The sequence below is a fragment of the Pseudomonas sp. AC255 genome (assembly GCF_979258175.1).
This window is the reverse complement of record NZ_OZ409841.1, coordinates 5,588,394-5,612,557: the sequence shown is the minus strand read 5'-3', so window position 1 is coordinate 5,612,557 and position 24,164 is coordinate 5,588,394. Positions and strand designations below refer to the sequence as shown.

20 protein-coding genes and 2 pseudogenes are annotated in these 24,164 nt (G+C 61.4%); 12 read left to right on the top strand and 10 right to left on the bottom strand.

Annotated elements, in window-relative coordinates; genetic code table 11:
- Positions 1–58 precede the first annotated feature (58 nt).
- Complete coding sequence (locus tag ACZZ0K_RS25280; RefSeq protein ID WP_258710701.1) at positions 59–664, top strand: 5-formyltetrahydrofolate cyclo-ligase; 606 nt, start codon at positions 59–61, stop codon at positions 662–664.
- Between the two features lie 35 nt (positions 665–699).
- Here ACZZ0K_RS25280 and ACZZ0K_RS25275 read toward each other — a convergent pair whose 3' ends face one another.
- Positions 700–855 carry a hypothetical protein gene (locus tag ACZZ0K_RS25275; RefSeq protein WP_024014743.1) on the bottom strand — a complete coding sequence of 52 codons (156 nt, stop codon included), beginning with the start codon at positions 853–855 and terminating at the stop codon, positions 700–702.
- Between the two features lie 196 nt (positions 856–1,051).
- Between ACZZ0K_RS25275 and ACZZ0K_RS25270 the strand changes: the two genes are divergently transcribed.
- From ACZZ0K_RS25270 to ACZZ0K_RS25255, 4 genes and pseudogenes are all read left to right on the top strand, one after another.
- Complete coding sequence (locus ACZZ0K_RS25270; protein ID WP_095181275.1) at positions 1,052–1,501, top strand: EVE domain-containing protein; 450 nt, start codon at positions 1,052–1,054, stop codon at positions 1,499–1,501.
- A gap of 123 nt (positions 1,502–1,624) precedes the next feature.
- Entirely contained in the window at positions 1,625–2,590 is a 966-nt protein-coding gene (locus ACZZ0K_RS25265; RefSeq protein ID WP_463559595.1) for an HlyD family secretion protein, read from the top strand.
- Positions 2,587–5,309, top strand: a pseudogene (gene rbbA / locus ACZZ0K_RS25260) (ribosome-associated ATPase/putative transporter RbbA). The gene ACZZ0K_RS25265 and the pseudogene rbbA overlap by 4 nt, the downstream one beginning before the upstream one ends.
- Positions 5,309–6,427 (top strand): ABC transporter permease, encoded by a 1,119-nt coding sequence (locus tag ACZZ0K_RS25255; RefSeq protein WP_095181272.1) that lies wholly within the window; start codon positions 5,309–5,311, stop codon positions 6,425–6,427. The pseudogene rbbA and the gene ACZZ0K_RS25255 overlap by 1 nt, the downstream one beginning before the upstream one ends.
- 19 nt (positions 6,428–6,446) lie before the next feature.
- Here ACZZ0K_RS25255 and ACZZ0K_RS25250 read toward each other — a convergent pair whose 3' ends face one another.
- Positions 6,447–6,854: a flagellar basal body-associated protein FliL gene (locus tag ACZZ0K_RS25250; protein ID WP_056791694.1), complete on the bottom strand. Its 408-nt coding sequence runs from the start codon at positions 6,852–6,854 to the stop codon at positions 6,447–6,449.
- A gap of 150 nt (positions 6,855–7,004) precedes the next feature.
- Between ACZZ0K_RS25250 and ACZZ0K_RS25245 the strand changes: the two are divergent.
- Together ACZZ0K_RS25245 and glpT are read left to right on the top strand one after the other, a co-directional pair.
- A pseudogene (locus ACZZ0K_RS25245) lies at positions 7,005–7,981 on the top strand (NADPH:quinone oxidoreductase family protein).
- A gap of 257 nt (positions 7,982–8,238) precedes the next feature.
- Positions 8,239–9,588, top strand: a complete 1,350-nt coding sequence (gene glpT / locus ACZZ0K_RS25240) for a glycerol-3-phosphate transporter (RefSeq protein ID WP_024014747.1) — start codon at positions 8,239–8,241, stop codon at positions 9,586–9,588.
- Here glpT and ACZZ0K_RS25235 read toward each other — a convergent pair.
- From ACZZ0K_RS25235 to ACZZ0K_RS25210, 6 genes are all read right to left on the bottom strand, one after another.
- Positions 9,564–10,232: a gamma-glutamylcyclotransferase gene (locus ACZZ0K_RS25235; RefSeq protein WP_024014748.1), complete on the bottom strand. Its 669-nt coding sequence runs from the start codon at positions 10,230–10,232 to the stop codon at positions 9,564–9,566. The two genes, glpT and ACZZ0K_RS25235, sit on opposite strands and share 25 nt — an antisense overlap.
- Before the next feature lie 184 nt (positions 10,233–10,416).
- The gene (locus ACZZ0K_RS25230; protein WP_463559591.1) at positions 10,417–11,385 is read right to left on the bottom strand and encodes a CDP-6-deoxy-delta-3,4-glucoseen reductase; all 969 of its coding nucleotides are present in this window, start codon (positions 11,383–11,385) and stop codon (positions 10,417–10,419) included.
- Positions 11,385–12,851 carry a 4-hydroxy-3-polyprenylbenzoate decarboxylase gene (ubiD, locus tag ACZZ0K_RS25225; RefSeq protein ID WP_039757427.1) on the bottom strand — a complete coding sequence of 489 codons (1,467 nt, stop codon included), beginning with the start codon at positions 12,849–12,851 and terminating at the stop codon, positions 11,385–11,387. Before ubiD ends, ACZZ0K_RS25230 begins: the two co-directional genes overlap by 1 nt.
- Positions 12,852–13,087: 236 nt before the next feature.
- A complete protein-coding gene (gene rho, locus ACZZ0K_RS25220) occupies positions 13,088–14,347 on the bottom strand; it encodes a transcription termination factor Rho (protein WP_003229334.1) in 1,260 nt (419 codons plus the stop codon).
- A 245-nt stretch (positions 14,348–14,592) separates the two neighbouring features.
- Positions 14,593–14,922, bottom strand: a complete 330-nt coding sequence (trxA, locus tag ACZZ0K_RS25215; protein WP_003206727.1) for a thioredoxin TrxA — start codon at positions 14,920–14,922, stop codon at positions 14,593–14,595.
- Positions 14,923–15,042: 120 nt separating this feature from the next.
- Complete coding sequence (locus ACZZ0K_RS25210; RefSeq protein WP_056791723.1) at positions 15,043–15,750, bottom strand: FadR/GntR family transcriptional regulator; 708 nt, start codon at positions 15,748–15,750, stop codon at positions 15,043–15,045.
- A gap of 256 nt (positions 15,751–16,006) precedes the next feature.
- On the opposite strand from ACZZ0K_RS25210, the gene ACZZ0K_RS25205 reads away from it, so the two are divergent.
- From ACZZ0K_RS25205 to ppx, 5 genes are all read left to right on the top strand, one after another.
- Positions 16,007–16,792, top strand: a complete 786-nt coding sequence (locus tag ACZZ0K_RS25205) for a transporter substrate-binding domain-containing protein (protein ID WP_016772623.1) — start codon at positions 16,007–16,009, stop codon at positions 16,790–16,792.
- A 21-nt stretch (positions 16,793–16,813) separates the two neighbouring features.
- Positions 16,814–17,482: an amino acid ABC transporter permease gene (locus tag ACZZ0K_RS25200; protein WP_024014752.1), complete on the top strand. Its 669-nt coding sequence runs from the start codon at positions 16,814–16,816 to the stop codon at positions 17,480–17,482.
- Positions 17,479–18,129 (top strand): amino acid ABC transporter permease, encoded by a 651-nt coding sequence (locus ACZZ0K_RS25195; RefSeq protein ID WP_016772621.1) that lies wholly within the window; start codon positions 17,479–17,481, stop codon positions 18,127–18,129. The genes ACZZ0K_RS25200 and ACZZ0K_RS25195 overlap by 4 nt, the downstream gene beginning before the upstream one ends.
- Entirely contained in the window at positions 18,116–18,853 is a 738-nt protein-coding gene (locus tag ACZZ0K_RS25190) for an amino acid ABC transporter ATP-binding protein (protein ID WP_007911148.1), read from the top strand. The genes ACZZ0K_RS25195 and ACZZ0K_RS25190 overlap by 14 nt, the downstream gene beginning before the upstream one ends.
- Positions 18,854–19,073: 220 nt before the next feature.
- On the top strand, positions 19,074–20,576 hold the full coding sequence (gene ppx / locus ACZZ0K_RS25185; RefSeq protein ID WP_041476907.1) for an exopolyphosphatase: 1,503 nt from the start codon (positions 19,074–19,076) through the stop codon (positions 20,574–20,576).
- Positions 20,577–20,821: 245 nt separating this feature from the next.
- Here the strand turns inward: ppx and ppk1 are convergent, their stop codons facing one another.
- Positions 20,822–23,047 (bottom strand): polyphosphate kinase 1, encoded by a 2,226-nt coding sequence (ppk1, locus tag ACZZ0K_RS25180; RefSeq protein ID WP_236167746.1) that lies wholly within the window; start codon positions 23,045–23,047, stop codon positions 20,822–20,824.
- 18 nt (positions 23,048–23,065) lie between these two features.
- Positions 23,066–24,079 (bottom strand): porphobilinogen synthase, encoded by a 1,014-nt coding sequence (gene hemB / locus ACZZ0K_RS25175; RefSeq protein ID WP_041476908.1) that lies wholly within the window; start codon positions 24,077–24,079, stop codon positions 23,066–23,068.
- Positions 24,080–24,164 lie beyond the last annotated feature (85 nt).

Here is a 24,164-nt window from a genome sequence, read left to right as displayed (position 1 = left end):
ATGCCGACATCGGATTTTTTATGCGTACGTTTTTGCATCCACCTGCCGAAGCCGAACCATGACCGAGCCCGCGCTGCTGCCCCGCCCGCAACTCCGCCGCCTGCTGCGCAAGGCCCGTCGCGCACTGACGCCAGGCGAACAACGCCAGGCGGCCAAAGGCCTGTTCCGCCAATTGGCCCAGGACCCGCACTTTCGCCGGGCAAAACATATCTCTCTGTATTTACCCACCGACGGTGAAATCGATCCGCGCCTGCTGCTGCGCGAAGCCCAGCGTCGCGGCAAGGCAACTTATCTGCCGGTACTCAGCGCGTGGCCACGAACGAAAATGGTCTTCCAGCGCATCCGCCCCGGCGAAAAGCTGACCCCCAATCGTTTCCGCATCCTCGAGCCCCGGGCCAATCTGACTCGGCAACGCAAGGTCTGGGCGCTGGATCTGGTGCTGTTGCCGCTGGTAGGGTTTGACGATGTCGGCGGGCGCCTGGGCATGGGCGGCGGATTTTATGATCGCAGCCTCGCCTATCTGGCCCGCCGCAAGAACTGGCGCAAGCCGACGCTGCTGGGCCTGGCCCATGAGTGTCAGAAGGTCGAACGTCTGGCGCAGGCGAGCTGGGATGTGCCGTTACAAGGCACGGTCACCGACAAGGCGTGGTATTTCGCAGAGTAGACGCCGCATGGAACAGCGGCGTCGAAGAGACAGGTTCAGCGTTTGAAAGCGGTCGACTGTTGCACCTGTTGCGCCACTTCAATCGGCGCGTCGGTCTTGTTCGCCCACAGGCTCTGCGCGTAACCGGTGGTTACCACGCCCAGGCCAAACAAAATTACCAAAGTCCATAGCAAATCCGGTTTGCGTTTCATCGATTGCCCCCTCAAGGCACATCATCACGATGACAGCAGCGGTTTCCGTTCGTAGGCCGTGCAGCAGCGTCAAGCTTTAAAGGCCGGCATTTTGCGGCAACGTGAACCTGTGCGCAAACGCTGACGTCAACCGACTGTCGGTTTGTCATAAAATTGCCCGACAACCTGCCCAATGACCGCTTCAGGAGCACACGACATGGCCTACTGGCTGATGAAATCAGAGCCCGACGAACTCTCGATCAAGGGTCTGGAAAAGCTCGGCAAGGCGCGCTGGGACGGGGTTCGCAACTATCAGGCGCGCAATTTCCTGCGGGCGATGGCGGTCGGTGACGAGTTCTTTTTCTACCATTCCAGCTGCCCCGAGCCGGGGATTGCCGGGATTGGCAAAATTATCGAAGCAGCGTATCCCGATCCGACGGCGCTGGAGCCGCAGAGCCATTACTTCGATCCGAAGGCCACCGCGCAGAAGAATGCCTGGAGCGCCATCGACGTGGCGCACGTCGAAACCTTTGCGCGAGTCTTGAAGCTCGACTACCTGAAACAGCAGACCGCGCTGGCAGAAATGCCACTGGTGCAGAAAGGCTCGCGGCTTTCAGTGATGCCCGTCACCGCCGAACAATGGGCCGCAGTGCTCGGCCTGCGCTGAGAACTGCCAAGTCACACCGTGGTGGCAGACAAAAGGGTCTAGGCTTGACGCTCATTTGACTGACATCAAGCGCCCCCAGCGCTTGAACCGTCAGAGTGGACGCCACAGCCGCAGGATGCCCCTATGTCGACGCACCGCCGTTCCTCACTGTTATTTGCCGGATCGCTCATAGCCTTGCTGTTGGCCGCTGGCGGCTTCGGTTACTGGAAGTCGATGAGCAGCCGCCTGCCCGAGGGGCTGTCGGCCGGCAACGGACGACTTGAGGCCACCGAAGTGCAAATCGCCAGCAAGACCCCCGGTCGCCTCGCCGAGGTGCTGGTCGATGAAGGCGACAAGGTCACTCAAGGCCAACTGCTGGCCCGCATGGACACCCGCACTCTTGAAGCCCAGCGCAACCAGGCCGAAGCCGAGGTGGTGCGCGCCCGGGAAAACCTCAACGCCGCCCAAGCCAACGTGCAGTTGCGTCAGAGTGAGCTACTGCTGGCCCAACAGGAACTCGGGCGCTCTGAGTCGCTGTTCAAGCACGGTTTCGTCAGCGCTCAGGTCATCGATCAATTGCAGTCGCGCATCGGCACCGGCAACGCTGCCGTGACGGCGGCTCGCGCCCAAGTGTCGGCGGTCGCTGCAGCGATCGGCGCAGCCCAGGCGCAGGTCGCTCAACTGACCAGCGAAATCGACGACAGCAGCCTGCGCGCGCCGATTGATGGGGTGATCCAGTTGCGCATGGCCGAACCCGGCGAAGTGCTGGGTGCCGGTGGCCGCGTCCTGCTGTTGATTGATCCCAACGATCAGTACATGAACCTCTACTTGTCCGCCTCGGTGGCCGGGCGTCTGGCGGTGGGCGATGAGGCCCGGGTACTGCTCGATGCCCTGCCCGACAAGCCCTTGCCAGCGAAAATCAGTTTTGTCGCCGGCAAATCGCAGTTCACCCCCAAGGAAGTCGAAACCCGCGACGAGCGGCAAAAACTGGTGTTCCGCGTCAAACTGCGCTTGACCCAACCCAGCGCCGTACCGCAAGCCAAGCCCGGCATGCCCGGTGCCGGGTATGCGCGCACCGCGCCGATCGCCTGGCCGGCCAATCTGCAATGAGCAGCCTCGCGGTCCAGGCCAATGCTATCGCGCACCGCTACGGCAAACAGCAAGCACTGAGCGATATCACCTTCAGCCTGCCAGCCGGCACCCGTTGCGGTCTGATCGGCCCCGATGGCGCGGGCAAGTCCAGCCTGCTGGGGCTGATCGCCGGCGTGAAGGCCTTGCAGCAAGGGCAACTGGACGTCCTTGGCGGGCCGATCCAGCAGCGCCACCACCGCGACACGCTGTATGCACGCATCGCTTTCATGCCGCAGGGATTGGGCGGCAACCTGTATCCAGAACTGTCGATCCGCGAAAACATTCAGTTCTTCGCCACGCTGTTCGGCCTGTCGAAGGCCGACAGCGAACAACGCATGCGCAATCTGCTGCTTGCCACCGACCTGCTGAAGTTCGCCGAGCGCCCCGCCGGCAAGTTGTCCGGCGGCATGAAACAGAAACTCGGACTGTGCTGCGCGCTGATCCACGAACCGGATCTGTTAATCCTCGATGAGCCGACCACCGGCGTCGACCCGCTCTCACGACGGCGTTTCTGGGAGCTGATCGACGACGTGCGGCGCCAGCGCCCGCAACTGACCCTGCTGGTCGCCACCGCGTACATGGAAGAAGCCGAACAGTTCGAGCATTGCCTGATGCTCGACAACGGCAAATTGATTGCCACCGGTCTGAGCCGTGAACTGGCGGCCGGCACCCCCAGTGGCAAACTCGATGAGGCCTTCACCCATTTCCAGGGTGACAGCCAGCATGACGCCAGGCCGCTGGTGATTCCGCCACGTAGCAGTGGCAGCAGCGACACCGCCATCGAGGCCCACGACCTGACACTGCGTTTCGGCGACTTCACTGCGGTCGATCACGTCAACTTCGCCATCGGTCGCGGCGAAATTTTCGGTTTTCTCGGCTCCAACGGCTGCGGCAAGACCACTACGATGAAAGTCCTGACCGGGCTGATGCCGGCCAGCGAAGGCCGCGCGACATTGCTCGGCAACCCGGTAAATGCCAAGGATCTGGCCACGCGCAAACGGGTTGGCTTCATGTCCCAGAGCTTTTCGCTGTATGGCGAACTCAGTGTGCGACAGAACCTGGATCTGCACGCCCGGCTGTTCGACTTGCCCAAAGCCGAGAGTGCGCCACGCATCGATGCCCTCATTCAACGCTTCAACCTGCTCAGCGTCGCCGATCAGCCGTCCGGCGCCCTGCCTCTGGGGCTGCGTCAACGCCTGTCGCTGGCGGTTGCGGTGTTGCATCGTCCGGAAGTGCTGATCCTCGATGAGCCGACCTCCGGCGTCGACCCGGCCGCCCGCGATGACTTCTGGCGACTGTTGATCGAACTGTCTCGCGAGCAAGGCGTGACGATTTTTCTCTCCACCCACTTCATGAACGAAGCCCAGCGCTGCGACCGCATTTCGCTGATGCACGCCGGCCAAGTGCTGGCGTGCGACACCCCGGCAGCGCTGCAACGTCAGTTCGCTGGAGAAACGCTGGAAGCCGCTTTCGTGACGTGCCTGGAACAGGCTCAGGGCACTGCGCAGTCGCCGCCTGCCAGTGAATCGCCGACCGCGCCAACGACCGCCACGCCGCCGCTCCAGCAGCGCGGTTTTAGCCTCGGTCGCCTGCTGGCAGTGGCCAGTCGCGAAGGCAAGGAGCTGCTGCGTGACAAGGTGCGCATGGCATTCGCCCTGGCGGGGGCAATTTTCATGATGGTGATTTTCGGCTACGGGATTTCCCTGGACGTGGAAAACCTCGCGTTTGCCGTGTACGACCAGGACCAGACACCGCAGAGCCGAACCTATCTGGAGGCCTTTCGCGGCTCGCGTTACTTCGATGAACGGCCAGCCATCCATGATGCACAGGAATTGCACCGACGCCTGCAACGCTCGGAGATCAAACTTGCGCTGGAAATCCCCCCGGTTTCGGCCGTGACCTGTACGCGGGACGCCAGCCCGCGGTGGCGGCATGGCTGGATGGCGGCATGCCGTTTCGCGCCGAGACCAGCCGCAATTATGTCGAAGCCGTGCACCTGGCCAACCTGCAACAGTTGGCCGAACAGAGCAGTCTCGCCATCAACCATCAGGCGGGCGCCAGCCTGGAAACACGCTTTCGCTACAACCAGGATGTGGTCAGCGTCAACGCCATCGGCCCCGGCGTCATGGCGCTGATACTGGCGTTCATTCCAGCGATGCTCACCGCACTCGGCATCGTGCGCGAGAAAGAACTGGGCTCGATCACTAACTTCTACGCCACGCCTCTGACCCGCCTGGAGTTTCTGTTGGGCAAGCAGGCGCCATACCTGCTGGTCAGTCTGATCAACCTTGCGCTGCTGGTGGCAATGAACCGCTGGCTGTTTGGCGTGCCGTTCAAGGGCAGCCTGCTGACACTGGCGTTTGGCGGCCTGCTCTACGTGCTGGCGACCACCAGCATGGGTCTGCTGATCTCGGCCTTCACCCGCACACAGATCGCCGCGATCCTCGGCACCATGATCATCACCAGCCTGCCGACCATCCAGTTCTCCGGGCTGATCGTGCCGCGTTCTTCGCTGCAAGGTGCGGCTGCGGTGATGGGCATGCTGTTTCCGGCAGGACATTTTCTCGATATTGCCGTGGGGACGTTCACCAAGGCGCTGGACTTGCGGCAGCTGTGGCCACAATGCCTGGCCCTGTTCGGCTTCTTCGTCGGGTTCACAGGGTTGAGCCTGATCATGCTGAAAAAGCAGGAGGCCTGATGCACAAGTTCGCGCACATCCTGCGCCTGGGACTCAAGGAACTGACCAGCCTGCGCCACGACAGCGTGTTGTTGCTGTTCCTGTTCTACGCCTTCACGGTGGCGATCTACATGCCCGCCGCCGGTTCGGTAATCGGCGTGCACAACGCCAGCGTGGCGATCGTCGACGAAGACCGCAGCGCCCTCTCGCGCCAGTTGGCCCAGGCCCTGCAACCGCCGGAGTTCCAGACGCCGGTGCTGCTGCCTTACCCGCAACTGGATCAGGTGATGGACAGCGGCCAGTACACCTTCGTGATCAACATTCCGGCGGGGTTTCAAACCAACCTGCTCGCGGCGCGGCGACCGGCCATTCAGGTCAACGTCGATGCCACCGCGATGAGCCAGGCGTTCATGGGCGCCGGTTACATCGGCCGGATCTTCCAGCGTGAACTGCAGGCCTACGGCGGTCAGAGCGATGCCGCGAGCAAGACGCCGATTTCGCTGACCACCCGCGCGCTATTCAATACCAACCTGGAGGGCGGCTGGTTTCTGGCGGTGATCCAGATCGTCAACAACATCACCATTCTGGCGATCATCCTCACGGGCACGGCGCTGCTGCGCGAACGCGAGCACGGCACGCTCGACCATTTGCTGGTGCTGCCGCTGACGGCGCTGGAAATCATGCTGGCGAAAATCTGGAGCAACCTGCTGGTGGTGGTGCTGTGCACCTGGCTGTCCGTGGAGGTGGTGGTCAAAGGCGCACTCGGCGTGCCGCTTTCCGGCTCAATGAGCCTGTTTTTGCTGGTGACTGCGGTTTATCTGTTTGCCAGTACCGCGCTGGGCATCTTTCTGGCGACACTCGCGCGCTCGACGCCGCAGTTCGGCTTGCTGGCGATTCCGGTGATCATCCCGATGCTGCTGCTGTCGGGCGGCAGCACGCCACTGGACAGCATGCCGCACTGGCTGCAGTGGGTCATGCAGGGCTCACCGTCCACGCATTTTGTCAGCCTCAGCGCCGCGATTCTGTTTCGCGACGCCGGGCTGAGCGTGGTCTGGCCGGAGTTGCTGGCGCTGACTGCCATCGGTCTGCTGTTCTTCGCCATCGCCCTGGCACGCTTTCGCAAAAGTCTGGCGTCCTGAAGAGCAGCAGCCAACGTATTTACTGAATGATCAGGTTGTTGAACAACAGATCCTCAACAACAGGCTTGCCGGTCTCGTCATTCATGACCTGCTGGGTCTGCTTCAACGCTTCCTGACGCAGCTTTTCCTTGCCCTCGATGCTGCCCATCGCCTCGGTCGACTGCTGAGTGAACAGCGCCACCAGCTGATTGCGGATCAGCGGCTCGTTGGCCTTGACCAGTTTGGTCGCCTCCTCACCAGTCACACGCAATGCCACATCGGCCTTGTAGACCTTGAGTTTGGCGGTGCCGTCCAGGCCATAGTTGCCGACGAACGGCGGGCTCAGGGTGATGTAATTGACCTTCGGCGCCTCGCCTTCTTTGGCTTCTTCGGCCAGTGCTGCCACAGGCAGAGACAGGGCCAGCAACAACATGATCCACGCTTTCACAATTCGCTCCTTATCCGGTTTGCGGCCTAGCATAACGACCCGCCGCGCAAGCACAAGCTTATGGCTGACTATCAGGGCCGGGCATGCTCGTTGACCCGTTGATTCACACACCTACACTTATCGGCCATCACTCCCAAAGGAATAGCCCTGATGAAAGCCGTGCTGTGCAAAGCCTTCGGCCCTGCCGAATCGCTGGTGCTGGAAGACGTCGCCAGCCCTGTCGCGAAGAAGAATGAAATCCTGCTGGACGTGCACGCTGCCGGAGTCAATTTCCCGGACACGCTGATCATCGAGGGCAAATACCAGTTCAAACCGCCCTTCCCGTTTTCGCCAGGCGGTGAAGCGGCGGGCGTGGTGCGCGAAGTCGGGGAAAAGGTCAGCCATCTGAAAGTCGGCGACCGGGTCATGGCGCTGACCGGTTGGGGCAGTTTTGCCGAGCAGGTGGCGGTCCCGGGCTACAACGTCCTGCCGATTCCGCCGTCGATGGACTTCAACATTGCCGCTGCATTCAGCATGACCTACGGCACGTCGATGCACGCGCTCAAGCAACGCGCCAACCTGCAACCGGGCGAAACCCTGCTGGTGCTCGGCGCGTCGGGCGGCGTCGGCCTCGCCGCTGTGGAGATCGGCAAAGCCATGGGCGCCCGCGTGATCGCCGCCGCCAGCAGCGCCGAGAAACTCGCGGTGGCCAAGGCTGCCGGCGCCGATGAGCTGATCAATTACAGCGAAGCCAGCCTCAAGGAGGAGATCAAACGCCTCACCGACGGCCAGGGCGCCGACGTGATCTACGACCCGGTCGGCGGCGACCTGTTCGACCAGGCCATCCGCGCCATCGCCTGGAACGGCCGCCTGCTCGTAGTCGGCTTCGCCAGCGGACGCATCCCGGAACTGCCGGTCAACCTCGCCCTGCTCAAGGGCGCGGCTGTACTCGGCGTGTTCTGGGGTTCTTTGCCCAACGCCAGCCACAGGACAATGCAGCCAACTTCCAGCAGCTGTTCGCCTGGTTTGCCGAGGGCAAGCTCAAACCGCTGGTGTCGCAGGTGTATCCGCTGAGCAATGCCGCGCAGGCGATCGATGATCTTGGCCAGCGCAAGGCTGTGGGCAAGGTTGTCGTTCAGGTTCGTTAACAACATGGAGCGATCCGGAGCAGCAATCCGGATCGCTTTAGCGCTGAGATCTGCCTCTCCCATGCGTCAAACCGCAGAAACCCACCCGAGCCACCATTCCCTCAGCGCCGCGTACTTGTCTCAGAGCGACATGTTCATAAAGGTACGTTCATCTGCCCAAATTTCCGCTGTTTTGCCGACGTGAAGCGATGCTATTTTCGGTAACGAAACTGTAACATTCGCATCCGCAGTCAAAACAAGAAAACTGGAGCTCTTGAATGTTTGCTTTCTTTCGTCCTGCCGCACATCAGGCTCCATTGCCTGAAGAAAAAATAGACAGCACCTACCGCCGCCTGCGCTGGCAGATCTTCGCCGGTATCTTTATCGGCTACGCCGGTTACTACCTGCTGCGCAAGAACTTCTCCCTGGCCATGCCGTACCTGATCGATGAAGGCTACAGCCGTGGCGACCTCGGCCTGGCGATGTCGGCGATCGCCATTGCGTATGGTTTGTCGAAGTTCCTCATGGGCCTGGTGTCCGACCGTTCCAACCCGCGCTTCTTCCTGCCGTTCGGTCTGCTGGTCTCGGCCGGGGTGATGTTCATTTTCGGTTTCGCGCCGTGGGCAACGTCCAGCGTGACGATGATGTTCATCCTCCTGTTCATCAACGGCTGGGCGCAGGGCATGGGCTGGCCGCCGAGCGGGCGGACCATGGTGCACTGGTGGTCGCAGAAGGAACGCGGTGGCGTGGTGTCGGTGTGGAACGTGGCGCATAACGTCGGCGGCGGTCTGATCGGCCCGCTGTTCCTGATCGGCATGGGTCTGTTCAATGACTGGCACGCGGCGTTTTACGTCCCGGCAGCAGTCGCACTGGGCGTAGCAGTATTCGCCTTCATCACCATGCGTGACACCCCGCAATCGGTCGGCCTGCCGCCGATCGAGCAGTACAAGAACGACTACCCGGAAGGCTACGACGCCAGCCACGAAGACGAATTCAGCGCCAAGGAAATCTTCGTCAAATACGTGCTGCGCAACAAAATGCTCTGGTACATCGCTCTGGCCAACGTCTTCGTCTACTTGCTGCGCTACGGCGTGCTGGACTGGGCGCCGACGTACCTGAAGGAAGCCAAGGGCTTCACCGTGGATAAGACCTCGTGGGCCTATTTCTTCTACGAGTGGGCAGGCATCCCGGGCACGCTGCTGTGCGGCTGGATGTCCGACAAGATCTTCCGTGGCAACCGTGGTTTGACCGGCATGGTGTTCATGGCCCTGGTGACTGTCGCGACCCTGGTTTACTGGCTCAATCCGGCCGGCAATCCGATGGTCGACATGATCGCCCTGCTGTCGATCGGCTTCCTGATCTACGGCCCGGTGATGCTGATCGGCCTGCAAGCGCTGGAACTGGCGCCGAAGAAAGCCGCCGGTACCGCAGCGGGCTTCACCGGTCTGTTCGGTTATCTGGGTGGTTCGGTCGCGGCCAGTGCGGCGATGGGCTACACCGTTGACCACTTCGGCTGGGATGGCGGTTTCGTGCTGCTGGTCGGCGCTTGCCTGCTGGCGATGGCCTTCCTTGCGCCAACGCTGTGGCACAAGCAAGTCGCCAGTCAGAGCCGTGAAGCGGTCGCCTGATCGCTGTGTGATTTACAGCGCTTGAGCCGCGCCTCCAGATTTCGATCCGGCATGGCGTGGCTGCGCAGGGCGTGCGCGGTCTGCTCGACATAATCGCGAGTGGTGCCGTAACGCCCGCTGGCGCTGGCGAACACCTGGCTGAGCACATGATCCGGCAAGTTGCCGGCATAGCTCGGCAGGTGACGCTCCAGAACGAAGCCCAAGGCCTGCACCTGAGTGCCATCTTCGAGCCGGCAATTGAGCCAGTGCGGGCGATACGAGGGAAACGGCATCTCGCGTTTCCACAGCGCGTACAGCGCGGTATCGAGATTGTCTTCCGGCAAGCGGTAGGCAAAACCGCTGCATGAACCGCCGCGATCCAGACCGAAGACCAAGCCGGGCATTTCCGGGGTACCCCGATGCTCGTGGGACCACAGGTACAAGCCGCGATGATAGCCATGCACGCGACCGCGCATGCGCTCAACCGCCGTGCATTCCGGCCGCCAGATCAGCGAGCCATAGGCGAACAGCCACACAGGCCCGCCCTTGTGGCGTGCCATGGTTGATTGCATGGAAGCGAGAAGTTGTTCGTGCGTCAGCTGCGGCCCAAGATCGAGCCGCGGAGGGTAAGCCAGGTTCAGGATTGCGTTTTCAATGGCGCTCATGGCGAATAGCGTTCAGCTCCCCGCGGGTGAAGAATTACTTAATAGAACGCACCGTTGTAACAATAAGGCACATATGTTTTAAGGCAAATTAAGTGCCACTGATTAATTGCCTGATTCATATATAACCTAGCGATATTTACTGTTTAGGGTAAATACCGATCGGCTATATACCAAGTTATAAGTCTCAGGAGCGCGGCGCATAGGTGAAGACGTCGGCGCGCATCTGATGCGCATCCATCCCCGCCTCGACCAGCGCGTCCAAGGTGCCGTAAACCATCGCTGGCGAACCGCTGGCGTAGACGTGCAGCGGCTTCAGATCGGGGAAATCCTCGCAAACCGCTTCGTGCAACATCCCGCAGCGCCCTTCCCAGCCGCACTGGTCGCTGACCACTTTGTGCAGGAACAGATTGGGCAGCTTCAGCCATTCGTACCAGTGCTCAATCTGATAAAAGTCTTCGGGACGGCGCACACCCCAGTACAGATGCACTGGATGCTTGAAGCCTTTGGCGCGGCAATGTTCGATCAGGCTGTGAATCTGGCCCATGCCGGTGCCGGCGGCGATCAACACCAGAGGACCGTCGGGCAGCTCCGCAAGATGTGTGTCACCGAACGGCAACTCGACACGCACCAGCGGGTTGCGTTGCAGCTGCTCGATCAGGTTCAACGCACTGGTTTCGCGCGCCAGCACATGGATTTCCAGATCACGTCCGCCGTGGGGTGCCGAAGCCATGGAGAACGCCGATTTCTCACCGTTCTCACGCTCGATCATCAAATATTGCCCGGCGTGATAGCGCGGCGGCTTGCCCGCCGGTGCCCGCAGACGCACGCGCCAGGTATCGCCGCCGACCTCGCGGCACTCGATGACCTGACACGACAGGCTACGCACCGGCAGCTCACCCAGTGCGAGCACGCCATCCCACAACAGCACGCAGTCTTCCAGCGGTGCGGCGATGCAGGTGTAGAACTCGCCATGGTCGTGGACTTTGCCGGCCTGCTCGACGCGGCCCTCGACCAGCAGCGCTGCACACACGTGGCAATTGCCGTTGCGGCAGCTTTGCGGGCAGTCATAGCCCAGGCGCCGCGCACCGTCGAGAATCCGCTCACCGGGCTGTATCTCGAGCACTGCTCCGGAAGGCTGCAGGGTTACACGCATCAATCTATTCCTAACTGATTCCAGATGGCATCGATCCGTTGGGTGACGGCGTCGTCCTTGACGATTACGCGGCCCCACTCGCGGGTGGTTTCGCCCGGCCACTTGTGGGTGGCATCCAGGCCCATTTTCGAGCCCAGGCCGGAAATCGGCGAAGCGAAGTCGAGGTAGTCGATCGGCGTGTTGTCGATCATCACCGTGTCGCGCTTGGGGTCCATGCGCGTGGTGATGGCCCAGATCACGTCGTTCCAGTCGCGGGCGTTGATATCGTCGTCAGTGACGATAACGAACTTGGTGTACATGAACTGTCGCAAAAACGACCAGACACCGAGCATCACGCGCTTGGCATGCCCCGGATACGACTTCTTCATCGTCACCACGGCCATGCGGTACGAGCAGCCTTCCGGCGGCAGGTAGAAGTCGGTGATCTCCGGGAACTGCTTCTGCAGGATCGGCACGAACACTTCGTTCAGCGCCACGCCGAGAATCGCCGGCTCATCCGGCGGACGGCCGGTGTAGGTGCTGTGATAGATCGGCTTGATCCGGTGGGTGATGCGCTCGACGGTGAACACCGGGAAGCTGTCGACTTCGTTGTAGTAACCGGTGTGGTCGCCATACGGGCCTTCGTCGGCCATTTCGCCCGGATGAATCACGCCTTCAAGGATGATTTCGGCGGTGGCCGGTACTTGCAGATCGTTGCCACGGCACTTGACCAGTTCGGTACGGTTGCCGCGCAAGAGCCCTGCGAAAGCATATTCGGAGAGGCTGTCCGGCACCGGCGTCACGGCACCGAGAATCGTCGCCGGATCGGCGCCAAGGGCCACGGACACCGGGAACGGCTGGCCCGGGTGCTTCTCGCACCACTCGCGAAAATCGAGAGCACCGCCACGGTGACTGAGCCAGCGCATGATCACCTTGTTGCGGCCGATCACTTGCTGGCGGTAGATGCCGAGGTTCTGGCGTTCCTTGTTCGGGCCTTTGGTGACCGTCAGGCCCCAGGTAATCAGCGGGCCGACGTCGCCGGGCCAGCAGGTCTGCACCGGCAACATCGCCAGATCGACGTCGTCGCCTTCGATGACCACTTCCTGGCATACCGCGTCTTTGACGACTTTCGGCGCCATCGAAATGATCTTGCGGAAGATCGGCAGTTTCGACCACGCGTCCTTCAAGCCCTTCGGCGGCTCCGGCTCCTTGAGGAAGGCCAGCAGCTTGCCGATTTCGCGCAGCTCGCTGACCGACTCGGCGCCCATGCCCATGGCCACGCGCTCGGGGGTGCCGAACAGGTTGCCGAGCACCGGAATGTCGTAACCGGTAGGCTTCTCGAACAGCAGTGCCGGGCCTTTGGCCCGCAACGTGCGATCGCACACCTCAGTCATCTCCAGCACCGGCGAGACGGGAATCTGGATGCGTTTCAACTCTCCGCGCTGCTCAAGCTGCTGCACGAAATCCCGAAGATCCTTGAATTTCATTGACGATGGCACCCTCAAAATAGGCGTACATCCTACCTGCTCTGAGGGGCAAACAGCAGCCCGTCATTGCTCGATTGTGGCCCCCGCGCTGCGGCGAAGGCGCAGGCCTCCAACTCGGGAGTGCGCTGCCGACGCCGCAGAATCGGCCCATCAACAGATATCTGTGATGGCCGCGAGATTTTTCGGGGCAAAAAAACGCCCCTCGCGGGAGCGTCCTTTGCTGAAACGCCAGCGTCTTACTTGCGTTTCATCGACAAGAAGAACTCGTCGTTGGTCTTGGTCGTTTTCAGCTTGTCGACCAGGAACTCGATGGCGGCGACTTCGTCCATCGGGTGCAGCAGCTTGCGCAGAATCCACATGCGCTGCAACTCGTCGTCGGCGGTCAGCAACTCTTCGCGGCGGGTGCCGGAGCGGTTGATGTTGATGGCCGGGAACACACGCTTCTCGGCGATCTTGCGATCCAGAGGCAGTTCCATGTTGCCGGTACCCTTGAACTCTTCGTAGATCACTTCGTCCATCTTCGAGCCGGTTTCAACCAGCGCGGTGGCGATAATGGTCAGCGAGCCGCCTTCTTCGATGTTACGCGCGGCACCGAAGAAACGCTTCGGCTTCTCCAGGGCGTGGGCATCGACACCACCGGTCAATACCTTGCCGGAGCTCGGGATCACGGTGTTGTAGGCACGGGCCAGACGGGTGATGGAGTCGAGCAGGATCACCACGTCTTTCTTGTGTTCGACCAGGCGCTTGGCCTTCTCGATCACCATTTCAGCAACCTGCACGTGACGGGTCGGCGGCTCGTCGAAGGTCGAGGCGACCACTTCGCCGCGCACGGTGCGCTGCATTTCGGTCACTTCTTCCGGACGCTCGTCGATCAACAGCACGATCAGGTGAACTTCAGGATTGTTACGGGCGATGTTCGCTGCGATGTTCTGCAGCATGATCGTTTTACCGGCTTTCGGCGGTGCGACGATCAGACCACGCTGGCCTTTGCCGATCGGTGCACACAGGTCGATCACGCGACCGGTGAGGTCTTCGGTGGAACCGTTGCCGGCTTCCATCTTCATGCGCACCGTCGGGAACAGCGGCGTCAGGTTCTCGAAGAGAATCTTGTTTTTCGCGTTCTCCGGACGATCGAAGTTGATCGTGTCGACCTTGAGCAGGGCGAAGTACCGCTCGCCTTCCTTCGGAGGGCGGATCTTGCCAACGATGGTGTCACCGGTGCGCAAGTTGAAGCGGCGGATCTGGCTCGGCGAGACGTAGATGTCGTCAGGGCCGGCGAGGTAGGAAGCGTCTGCGGAGCGCAGGAAGCCGAAGCCGTCCTGGAGAATCTCCAGCACGCCATCACCGGAGATTTCCTCGCCGCTTTTCGCGTGCTTTTTCAGCAGGGAGAAAATCACGTCCTGCTTGCGCGAACGGGCCATATTTTCTATGCCCATCTGTTCGGCCAATTCGAGCAGTTCGGTAATCGGCTTTTGCTTGAGTTCAGTCAGATTCATATAGGAATGACGTAATCATTTATGGAGGGGGAAATTAAGCTTTTGGCTTAATGAGGCCGCGCCGCGGAGAAGGCGACAGGATCGCGAACTAATTCGAAAAGGAGTGCGTCGGCGACGGCTAGCAGGGGGCATTGGAGAAACCAGTGCGGGGCCGAATGTACCACCTGAGTTTCGGAGCGTCTAGCCCTGAATACGCAAAAAGCCCCGCGATTTGCGGGGCTTTTTTCAGCGTTTTACTGCGACGCTCAGATGTTGGCGTCGAGGAAAGCCGCCAGCTGCGACTTCGACAGTGCGCCGACCTTGGTCGCTTCAACGTTGCCGTTCTTGAACAGCATCAGCGTCGGGATACCACGCACGCCATGCTTGGCCGGGGTTTCCTGGTTTTCGTCGATGTTCAGTTTGGCGACGGTCAGCTTGCCTTTGTAAGTCTCGGCAATCTCGTCCAGAACCGGTGCGATCATTTTGCAAGGGCCGCACCATTCAGCCCAGTAGTCGACCAGGACAGCGCCTTCGGCCTTGAGTACGTCGGCTTCGAAGCTAGCGTCGCTAACGTGTTTGATCAGATCGCTGCTCATGGAATTCTCCAGGTTGTAAGCAAAAAAACGTGGCCCATCATAGCCGCCCTTCCCTTGTTCAGGAAGCCGCAGATGATTGAGTGTTGCTATGGCCCTTGATGAGTTTGGGTATAGCTCAAGTCACGCCGTGGCGGGAGCGATGAAGGCGATTCCAGTGCGCAGGGCGGCGTTGCGCACGTGTTCCTGCATGGCTTTCTGCGCCGCCGCCGAGGCGCGGCGCGCCAGTGCGCGGAGGATCTTGCGGTGTTCCTGCCAGGTTTCCATGGCGCGCTCGGCGCGGATGAACGGCAGTTTCTGGCTCTCGAGAAAGATCTCGGCGCTGGCGGTGAGAATGCTCAGCATCGCCTGATTACCGCTGGCAAGAAGGATGCGTCGGTGGAATTCGAAGTCGAGTTTCGCCGCTGCCTCAAAGTCGCCGAGCTTCAATTGCTCGCGCATGGCCGCAACGTTGTCTTCCAGCGCATCCAGATCGAACGTGCTCAACGTCACCGCCGCCAGCCCTGCTGCAAACCCTTCGAGCGCATAGCGCAATTGAAAGATATCCAGCGGCGATGCCTGCGCCGCAAACGACCAGCCTGGCGCGTTGTCGCCGCGCGACAATTCGACCGGCGACTGCACGAACACGCCCTTGCCCGGCTGAATGCTGACCACGCCCAGTGCACTGAGCGACGACAGCGCTTCACGCAACGATGCCCGACTGACGCCCAGTTGCAGCGCCAGATCCCGTTGCGAAGGCAACGCGTCGCCGGCACCGAAGCCCTGTTCGGTGATCAGTTTGCGGATCGCTTGCAGCGCCACTTCGGGTACGGCGCGGGAGATCGAATTCATGATGTGCGGACGCGTCAGGGCCAAGGTGCGGCTAGTTGTAAAGCTATTCGTCGAGTCCGGCAAGTCGTGCCCCAGCGGGGTTCGGCGCGCACTGCCGATGCGCCATCGCAGTGCGAAAACCGAGTTGACTGTTCAGACCAGTAAGACCGAACGAAGCCGCTGGTGCCGCGGCTTGCCGGGGCGAAATCCGCCTGTTGGCACGGCCCATGCTCTGTCCGATCGCAGCAACCACTTCCCGCCGATCCGGAGATTGTCCATGACCCAGCGTTACAGCGCCCTCCTCGCTTCCCTGTTTGCCGGCCTGCTGCTGTGCCAGGCCCCCGCTCACGCCGACGGTCTGGACGACGTGGTCAAACGCGGCACGCTGAAAGTCGCCGTGCCCCAGGACTTCCCGCCGTTCGGCTCGGTCGGCCCGGACATGAAGCCGCGCGGCCTGGATATCGACACGGCGAAACTGCTCGCTGACCAACTCAAGGTCAAACTCGAACTGACCCCGGTCAACAGCACCAACCGCATCCCGTTCCTCACCACCGGCAAAGTCGATCTGGTGATTTCCAGCCTCGGCAAAAACGCCGAGCGTGAGAAAGTCATCGACTTCTCCCGCGCCTATGCGCCGTTCTACCTCGCCGTGTTCGGTCCGCCAGACGCCGCGATCACCAGCCTCGACGACCTCAAGGGCAAGACCATCAGCGTCACCCGGGGCGCCATCGAAGACATCGAGCTGAGCAAAGTCGCCCCCGAAGGCGTGACCATCAAACGTTTCGAAGACAACAACTCGACCATCGCTGCTTATCTGGCAGGCCAGGTCGATCTGATTGCCAGCGGCAACGTGGTGATGGTGGCCATCAGCGAGAAGAACCCCAAGCGCGTGCCGGCGCTGAAGGTGAAGCTCAAGGATTCCCCGGTCTACGTGGGCGTGAACAAGAACGAAGCGGCGTTGCTGGCCAAGGTCAACGACATCCTCAACACCGCCAAGGCTGACGGCGCACTGGAAAAGAACTCGCAGACCTGGCTGAAAGAGCCGCTGCCGGCCGATCTCTGATCGACTGCGCGGGAGACGTTCATGGCTTATCAGTTCGATTTTATGCCGGTGGTGGAAAACACCGACCTGCTGCTGCGCGGCGCACTGTTCACGCTGGAGCTGACCGCCATCGGCGCGCTGCTCGGGGTCGGCGTGGGCATTGTCGGCGCGCTGGTGCGAGCGTGGCAGATCCGCCCGTTCTCAGCGATCTTCGGCGTCTACGTCGAGTTGATCCGCAACACGCCGTTTCTGGTGCAACTGTTCTTCATCTTCTTCGGCCTGCCGTCGCTCGGCGTGCAGATTTCCGAGTGGCAGGCGGCAGTGCTGGCGATGGTGATCAACCTTGGCGCCTATTCGACCGAAATCATCCGCGCCGGCATCCAGGCGATTCCGCGCGGGCAGCTGGAAGCGGCTGCGGCACTGGCGATGACGCGCTTCGAAGCGTTCCGCCACGTCGTCCTGCTGCCGGCGCTGGGCAAGGTCTGGCCGGCGCTGAGCAGCCAGATCATCATCGTCATGCTCGGTTCGGCGGTGTGTTCGCAGATCGCCACGGAAGAATTGAGCTTCGCCGCCAACTTCATTCAGTCACGCAACTTCCGCGCCTTTGAAACCTATGCGCTGACCACCCTGATCTATCTGTGCATGGCGCTGCTGATCCGCCAGTTGCTCAACTGGTTCGGCCGCCGGTTCATTGCGAGGAGCAGCCAATGAGCGATTTCACTTTCTGGGACATCCTGCGCAACCTGCTCACCGGCCTGCAATGGACCCTGGCGCTGTCACTGGTGGCGTTCATTGGCGGCGGCCTCGTCGGGCTGCTGATTCTGGTGATGCGCATCTCCAAGAACACGCTGCCAAGCAGCATCGCCCGCACCTGGATCGAGCTGTTTCAGGGCACGCCCCTGTTGATGCAACTGTTTCTGGTGTTCTTCGGCGTGGCGCTGGCCGGCATCGAGATTTCGCCGTGGATGGCCGCGGCGATCGCTTTGACCTTGTTCACCAGCGCCTATCTGGCGGAGATCTGGCGCGGTTGCGTCGAGGCCATTCCCCACGGTCAGTGGGAAGCCTCGTCGAGCCTGGCGCTCAATCCGCTTGAGCAGTTGCGCTACGTGATCCTGCCGCAAGCGCTGCGCATCGCCGTGGCGCCGACCGTGGGCTTCTCGGTGCAAGTGGTCAAAGGCACAGCGGTGACCTCGATCATCGGCTTCACCGAACTGACCAAGACCGGCGGCATGCTCGCCAATGCCACGTTCGAACCGTTCATGGTCTACGGCCTCGTCGCCCTCGGCTACTTCCTGCTCTGCTACCCCTTGTCCCTCAGTGCGCGCTACCTGGAAAGGAGACTGCATGCCTCTGCTTAGAATTTCCGCCCTGCATAAATATTACGGCGATCACCACGTACTCAAAGGCATCGACCTCAGCGTCGAGGAAGGCCAGGTCGTGGCGATCATCGGCCGCAGCGGCTCGGGCAAATCGACTCTATTGCGCACACTCAACGGCCTGGAGTCGATCAACGACGGCGTGATCGAAGTCGACGGCGAATACCTCGACGCCGCCCGCGCCGATCTGCGCAGCCTGCGACAGAAGGTCGGCATGGTCTTCCAGCAGTTCAACCTGTTCCCGCACCTGACCGTCGGGGAGAACGTCATGCTCGCGCCGCAAGTGGTGCAGAAAGTACCCAAGGCCAAGGCAGCCGAACTGGCGCGCGAAATGCTCGAGCGAGTCGGGCTCGGGGAAAAATTCGATGCCTTCCCGGACCGCTTGTCCGGTGGTCAGCAGCAGCGGGTGGCGATCGCCCGCGCCCTGGCGATGTCGCCGAAGGTGCTGCTGTGCGATGAAATCACCTCGGCGCTGGATCCTGAGCTGGTCAATGAAGTGCTCAGCGTGGTGCGGCAATTGGCCAAGGAAGGCATGACGCTGATCATGGTCACCCACGAGATGCGCTTTGCCCGGGAGGTGGGCGACAAACTGGTGTTCATGCACCATGGCAAGGTGCATGAGGTGGGCGATCCAAAGGTGTTGTTTGCCAATCCGCAGACGGCCGAGCTGGCGAACTTTATTGGCACGGTGGAAGCGACAGCCTGAAGCAGCCTCATCCTGATCGTTCCCACGCTCCGCGTGGGAATGCAGCCAGGGACGCTCCGCGTCCCAAAAGCGGACGCAGAGCGTCCGGTGAGGCATTCCCACGCGGAGCGTGGGAACGATCAGGTTCGGGGTGCGCGCTCCGGCGGTTTGAGCCATGCGCGTTGGCGCCAGCGTTTGATCGTGGCACGATGTCGGGGTTATCGACCGAGACCCCCTGACCATGCCGCAATCCCAAGCCAAGAATCTGTCCCTGATCGCCGCAATCGACCTGGGCTCCAACAGCTTTCACATGGTCGTGGCCAAGGCCCAGAACGGCGAAATCCGCATCCTCGAGCGCCTCGGCGAGAAGGTGCAACTGGCCGCCGGCATCGACGACGCGCGCCAGCTCAACGAAGAATCGATGCAGCGCGGCCTCGATTGCCTCAAGCGCTTTGCCCAACTGATCAACGGTATGCCGCTCGGCGCCGTGCGCATCGTCGGCACCAACGCCCTGCGTGAAGCGCGCAATCGTGGCGAATTCATCCGCCGCGCCGAAGAAATCCTCGGCCACACGGTAGAAGTCATTTCCGGCCGTGAAGAAGCGCGCCTGATCTATCTCGGCGTTTCGCACACGCTCGCTGACACCCCAGGCAAACGTTTGGTCGCCGACATCGGCGGCGGCAGTACCGAATTCATCATCGGCCAGCGCTTCGAGCCTTTACTGCGCGAAAGCCTGCAAATGGGCTGCGTGAGTTTCACCCAGCGCTACTTCAAGGACGGCAAGATCACCCCGGCGCGCTACGCCCAGGCCTACACGGCGGCGCGCCTGGAAATCATGAGCATCGAGCACGCGCTGCATCGCCTGACCTGGGATGAAGCCATCGGCTCCTCCGGTACGATTCGCGCCATCGGCCTGGCCTTGAAGGCTGGCGGCCACGGCAGCGGCGAGGTCAACGCCGAAGGCCTGGCGTGGCTCAAGCGCAAACTGTTCAAGCTGGGCGACGCCGACAAGATCGATTTCGAAGGCATCAAGCCTGACCGCCGGGCGATCTTCCCGGCGGGCCTGGCGATTCTCGAAGCGATCTTCGACGCCCTCGAACTGCAACGCATGGATCATTGTGAAGGCGCGCTGCGTGAAGGTGTGCTCTACGACCTGCTCGGCCGCCATCATCACGAAGACGTGCGCGAACGCACCCTGACCTCGCTGATGGAGCGCTATCACGTCGATCTTGAACAGGCAGCGCGGGTCGAGCGCAAGGCCCTGCACGCCTTCGATCAGGTCGCCGTGGACTGGGAACTGGATGACGGCATCTGGCGCGAACTGCTCGGCTGGGCGGCGAAAGTGCACGAAGTCGGCCTCGACATCGCTCACTATCACTACCACAAGCATGGCGCTTACCTGATCGAGCACTCCGATCTGGCAGGCTTCTCTCGCGAGGATCAGCAGATGCTCGCGCTATTGGTGCGTGGCCACAGGCGCAATATCCCCAAGGACAAGTTCGCCGAATTCGGCGATGACGGCATCAAACTGATTCGCCTGTGCGTGCTGCTGCGGTTTGCGATTCTGTTCCATCACATTCGCGGGACCCAGGCGATGCCACAGGTGGCACTGCATGCCAATGGCGATCATCTCGACGTGGAATTCCCGGAGAACTGGCTGGATGAAAATCAGCTGACCCAGGCGGATTTCGGCCTCGAAGCGGATTGGCTGACGCGGGTTGGAATTGTCCTCACGGTGCACTGAGTAACTGGCTGGCACAAAAAAGGCGATCCGTTAGGATCGCCTTTTTATTGGGTTTGGCTTGAGAGCAGCGGTGTAGCTCTCCCCTCACCCCAGCCCTCTCCCGAGGGAGAGGGAGCCGATTTGTACTAGCGTTGAGGCCAGAGTTCGATCAGGTATTTCAGGTCAGTGTATGACGCAAGACACCTCGGTCACTCCCCTCTCCCTCCGGGAGAGGGTTAGGGTGAGGGGCTTTTGACCTTCGGCACTTAACTGCTGACAGGCAATATCGGGCTGCCCAGCCGCTCCAGCAACGTCGCCTGGGCACTGCGCGGGTTCTGGTTGCCGGTGGGTGTGTTGCGGATGTAGCGGCCGTCCGACTGCAGGCTCCAGCTGTGGGTGTTGTCGGTCAGGTACAGCTCCAGCTCCTTCTTGACCCGAGTCAGCAGCTTCTTGCCTTCCACCGGGAAGCAGGTCTCGACGCGCTTGTCGAGGTTGCGCTCCATCCAGTCGGCGCTGGAAAGGAACATCTGCTCGTCGCCGCCGTTGAGGAAGTAGAACACCCGCGTGTGCTCGAGGAAGCGGCCAATGATCGAGCGCACATGAATGTTGTGCGAGACCCCGGCGATGCCCGGACGCAGGCAGCACATGCCGCGCACCACCAGATCGATGCGCACGCCGGACTGGCTGGCCTTGTACAGCGCGCGGATGATCTTCGGATCGGTCAGCGAGTTGAACTTGGCGATGATGTGCGCCGGCTTGCCTTCCACGGCAAACTGGGTTTCGCGGGCAATCATGTCGAGCATGCCCTTCTTCAGGGTGAACGGCGCATGCAGCAGCTTTTTCATGCGCAGCGTCTTGCCCATGCCGATCAACTGGCTGAACAGTTTGCCGACGTCTTCGCACAAAGCGTCGTCGGAGGTCAGCAGGCTGTAGTCGGTGTAGAGCTTGGCGTTGCCGGCGTGATAGTTGCCGGTGCCGAGGTGCGCATAACGGACGATTTCGCCAGCCTCACGGCGCAGGATCAGCATCATCTTGGCGTGGGTCTTGAAGCCGACCACGCCGTAGATCACCACTGCGCCCGCCGCTTGCAGACGGCTGGCCAGTTGCAGGTTGGATTCTTCGTCGAAGCGCGCGCGCAGCTCGATCACGGCGGTGACCTCCTTGCCGTTACGCGCGGCGTCGACCAGCGCATCGACGATCTCCGAGTTGGCGCCGGAGCGGTACAGCGTTTGCCGTACGGCCAATACATGCGGGTCTTTCGCGGCCTGACGCAGCAGGTCGACCACCGGCGTGAACGACTCGAACGGGTGCAGCAAGAGGATGTCCTGCTTGCTGACCACACTGAAGATGTTTTCGCTGTTCTGCAGCAGTTTTGGGATCTGCGGGGTGAACGGCGTGTATTGCAGCTCTGGATGGCTGTCCAGACCGGTGATGCTGAACAGGCGCGTCAGGTTGACCGGGCCGTTGACCTGATACAGCTCGGTCTCGCTCAGGTTGAACTGCTTGAGCAGGTAGTCCGAGAGGTGTTTCGGGCAGGTGTCGGCAACTTCCAGACGCACCGCGTCACCGTAGCGCCGCGAGAACAACTCGCCACGCAGGGCGCGGGCGAGGTCTTCGACGTCTTCGGAGTCGAGCGCCAGATCGGCGTTTCGGGTCAGACGGAACTGGTAGCAGCCTTTGACCTTCATGCCCTGGAACAGGTCATCGGCGTGGGCGTGGATCATCGACGACAGGAATACATAGTTGTCGCCAGCGCCGCCGACTTCTTCCGGGACCTTGATGATCCGCGGCAGCAGACGTGGCGCCGGAATGATCGCCAGACCGGAGTCGCGCCCGAAGGCGTCGATGCCTTCGAGCTCGACGATGAAGTTCAGACTCTTGTTCACCAGCAGCGGGAACGGGTGCGTCGGGTCGAGGCCGATCGGGGTGATGATCGGCGCGATCTCGTCGCGGAAATAGCGGCGTACCCAAGTCTTGAGCTTGGTCGTCCAGTTGCGCCGACGGATGAAGCGCACCTGATGCTTTTCCAGCTCCGGCAGGAGGATGTCGTTGAGGATCGCGTACTGGCGGTCAACGTGACCGTGGACCAGTTCGCTGATCCGCGCCAGCGCCTGATGCGGCTGCAAACCGTCAGCGCCGGCCTGTTCGCGGGCGAAGGTGATCTGCTTTTTCAGCCCGGCGACGCGGATCTCGAAGAATTCGTCGAGGTTGCTGGAGAAGATCAGCAGGAACTTCAGCCGCTCCAGCAACGGGTAGGACTCGTCCAGCGCCTGTTCCAGCACGCGGATGTTGAACTGCAATTGCGAAAGCTCGCGGTGGATGTACAGGCTGCTGTCATCCAGGCCGGGAATGGCGATCGCCGGTACCGCCACAGCGGTTTCGGCAACCGGCGCGGGTGGCGCAGGCTCCAGTTCCGGCGGGGTTTCGGTGATTTGCTCGACCACCGGCTGAGCTTCTTTTACGGCAACTTCAGTGAGTCCTTCGGTATTCATGGAATGTTCCTGGGAGGGCTATTTCTGCTCTCGTAACAATTGAGCGGCACGAACGGCAAAGTAAGTCAGGATGCCATCTGCACCGGCACGTTTAAAGGCGGTCAGTGACTCGAGGATCACCGCTTCGCTCAACCAGCCATTCTGGATAGCGGCCATGTGCATGGCGTATTCGCCACTGACCTGATAGACGAAGGTCGGCACCTTGAAGGCATCTTTGACCCGAAAAAGAATGTCCAGGTAGGGCATGCCCGGCTTGACCATGACCATGTCCGCGCCTTCGGACAAGTCCGCACCGACTTCGTGCAGCGCTTCGTCGCTGTTGGCCGGGTCCATCTGATAAGAGGCCTTGTTGGCCTTGCCGAGGTTCGACGCCGAACCCACGGCATCGCGGAACGGGCCGTAGTAGGCGCTGGCGTACTTGGCCGAGTAGGCCATGATGCGCACGTTGACGTGGCCGGCAATTTCCAGCGCCTCACGTATCGCCTGGATGCGGCCGTCCATCATGTCCGATGGCGCCACCACCTGCGCGCCGGCCTCGGCGTGGGACAACGCCTGACGCACCAGCGCATCGACGGTGATGTCGTTCTGCACGTAGCCGTCTTCGTCGAGAATGCCGTCCTGACCGTGGGTGGTGAACGGGTCCAGCGCCACGTCAGTGATCACGCCCAGCTCCGGGAACCGCTCACGCAGGGCGCGAGTGGCGCGCTGGGCGATGCCTTCGGGGTTCCAGGCTTCGGCAGCATCGAGGGATTTCAGTTCAGGCGGGGTGACCGGGAACAGCGCCAGCGCCGGAATGCCCAGCTCGACCCATTTCGCCGCTTCTTCAAGCAGCAGATCAATGGTCAGTCGCTCGACGCCCGGCATCGAGGCCACGGCTTCGCGGCGGTTTTCACCGTCGAGCACGAACACAGGCAGAATCAGATCATCGACCGTCAATACGTTTTCACGCACCAGCCGCCGCGAAAAATCATCACGACGATTGCGACGCAGACGAGTGGCTGGGAACAGACGATTGGCGGGGGTAAAGCTCACGGCAGACTCCTGAGCCCGGGCAAACGGGCGAGCGTGACAGTTATAGACGGCCATTATGACTAACAGATGACAGTTATGTGTGCTC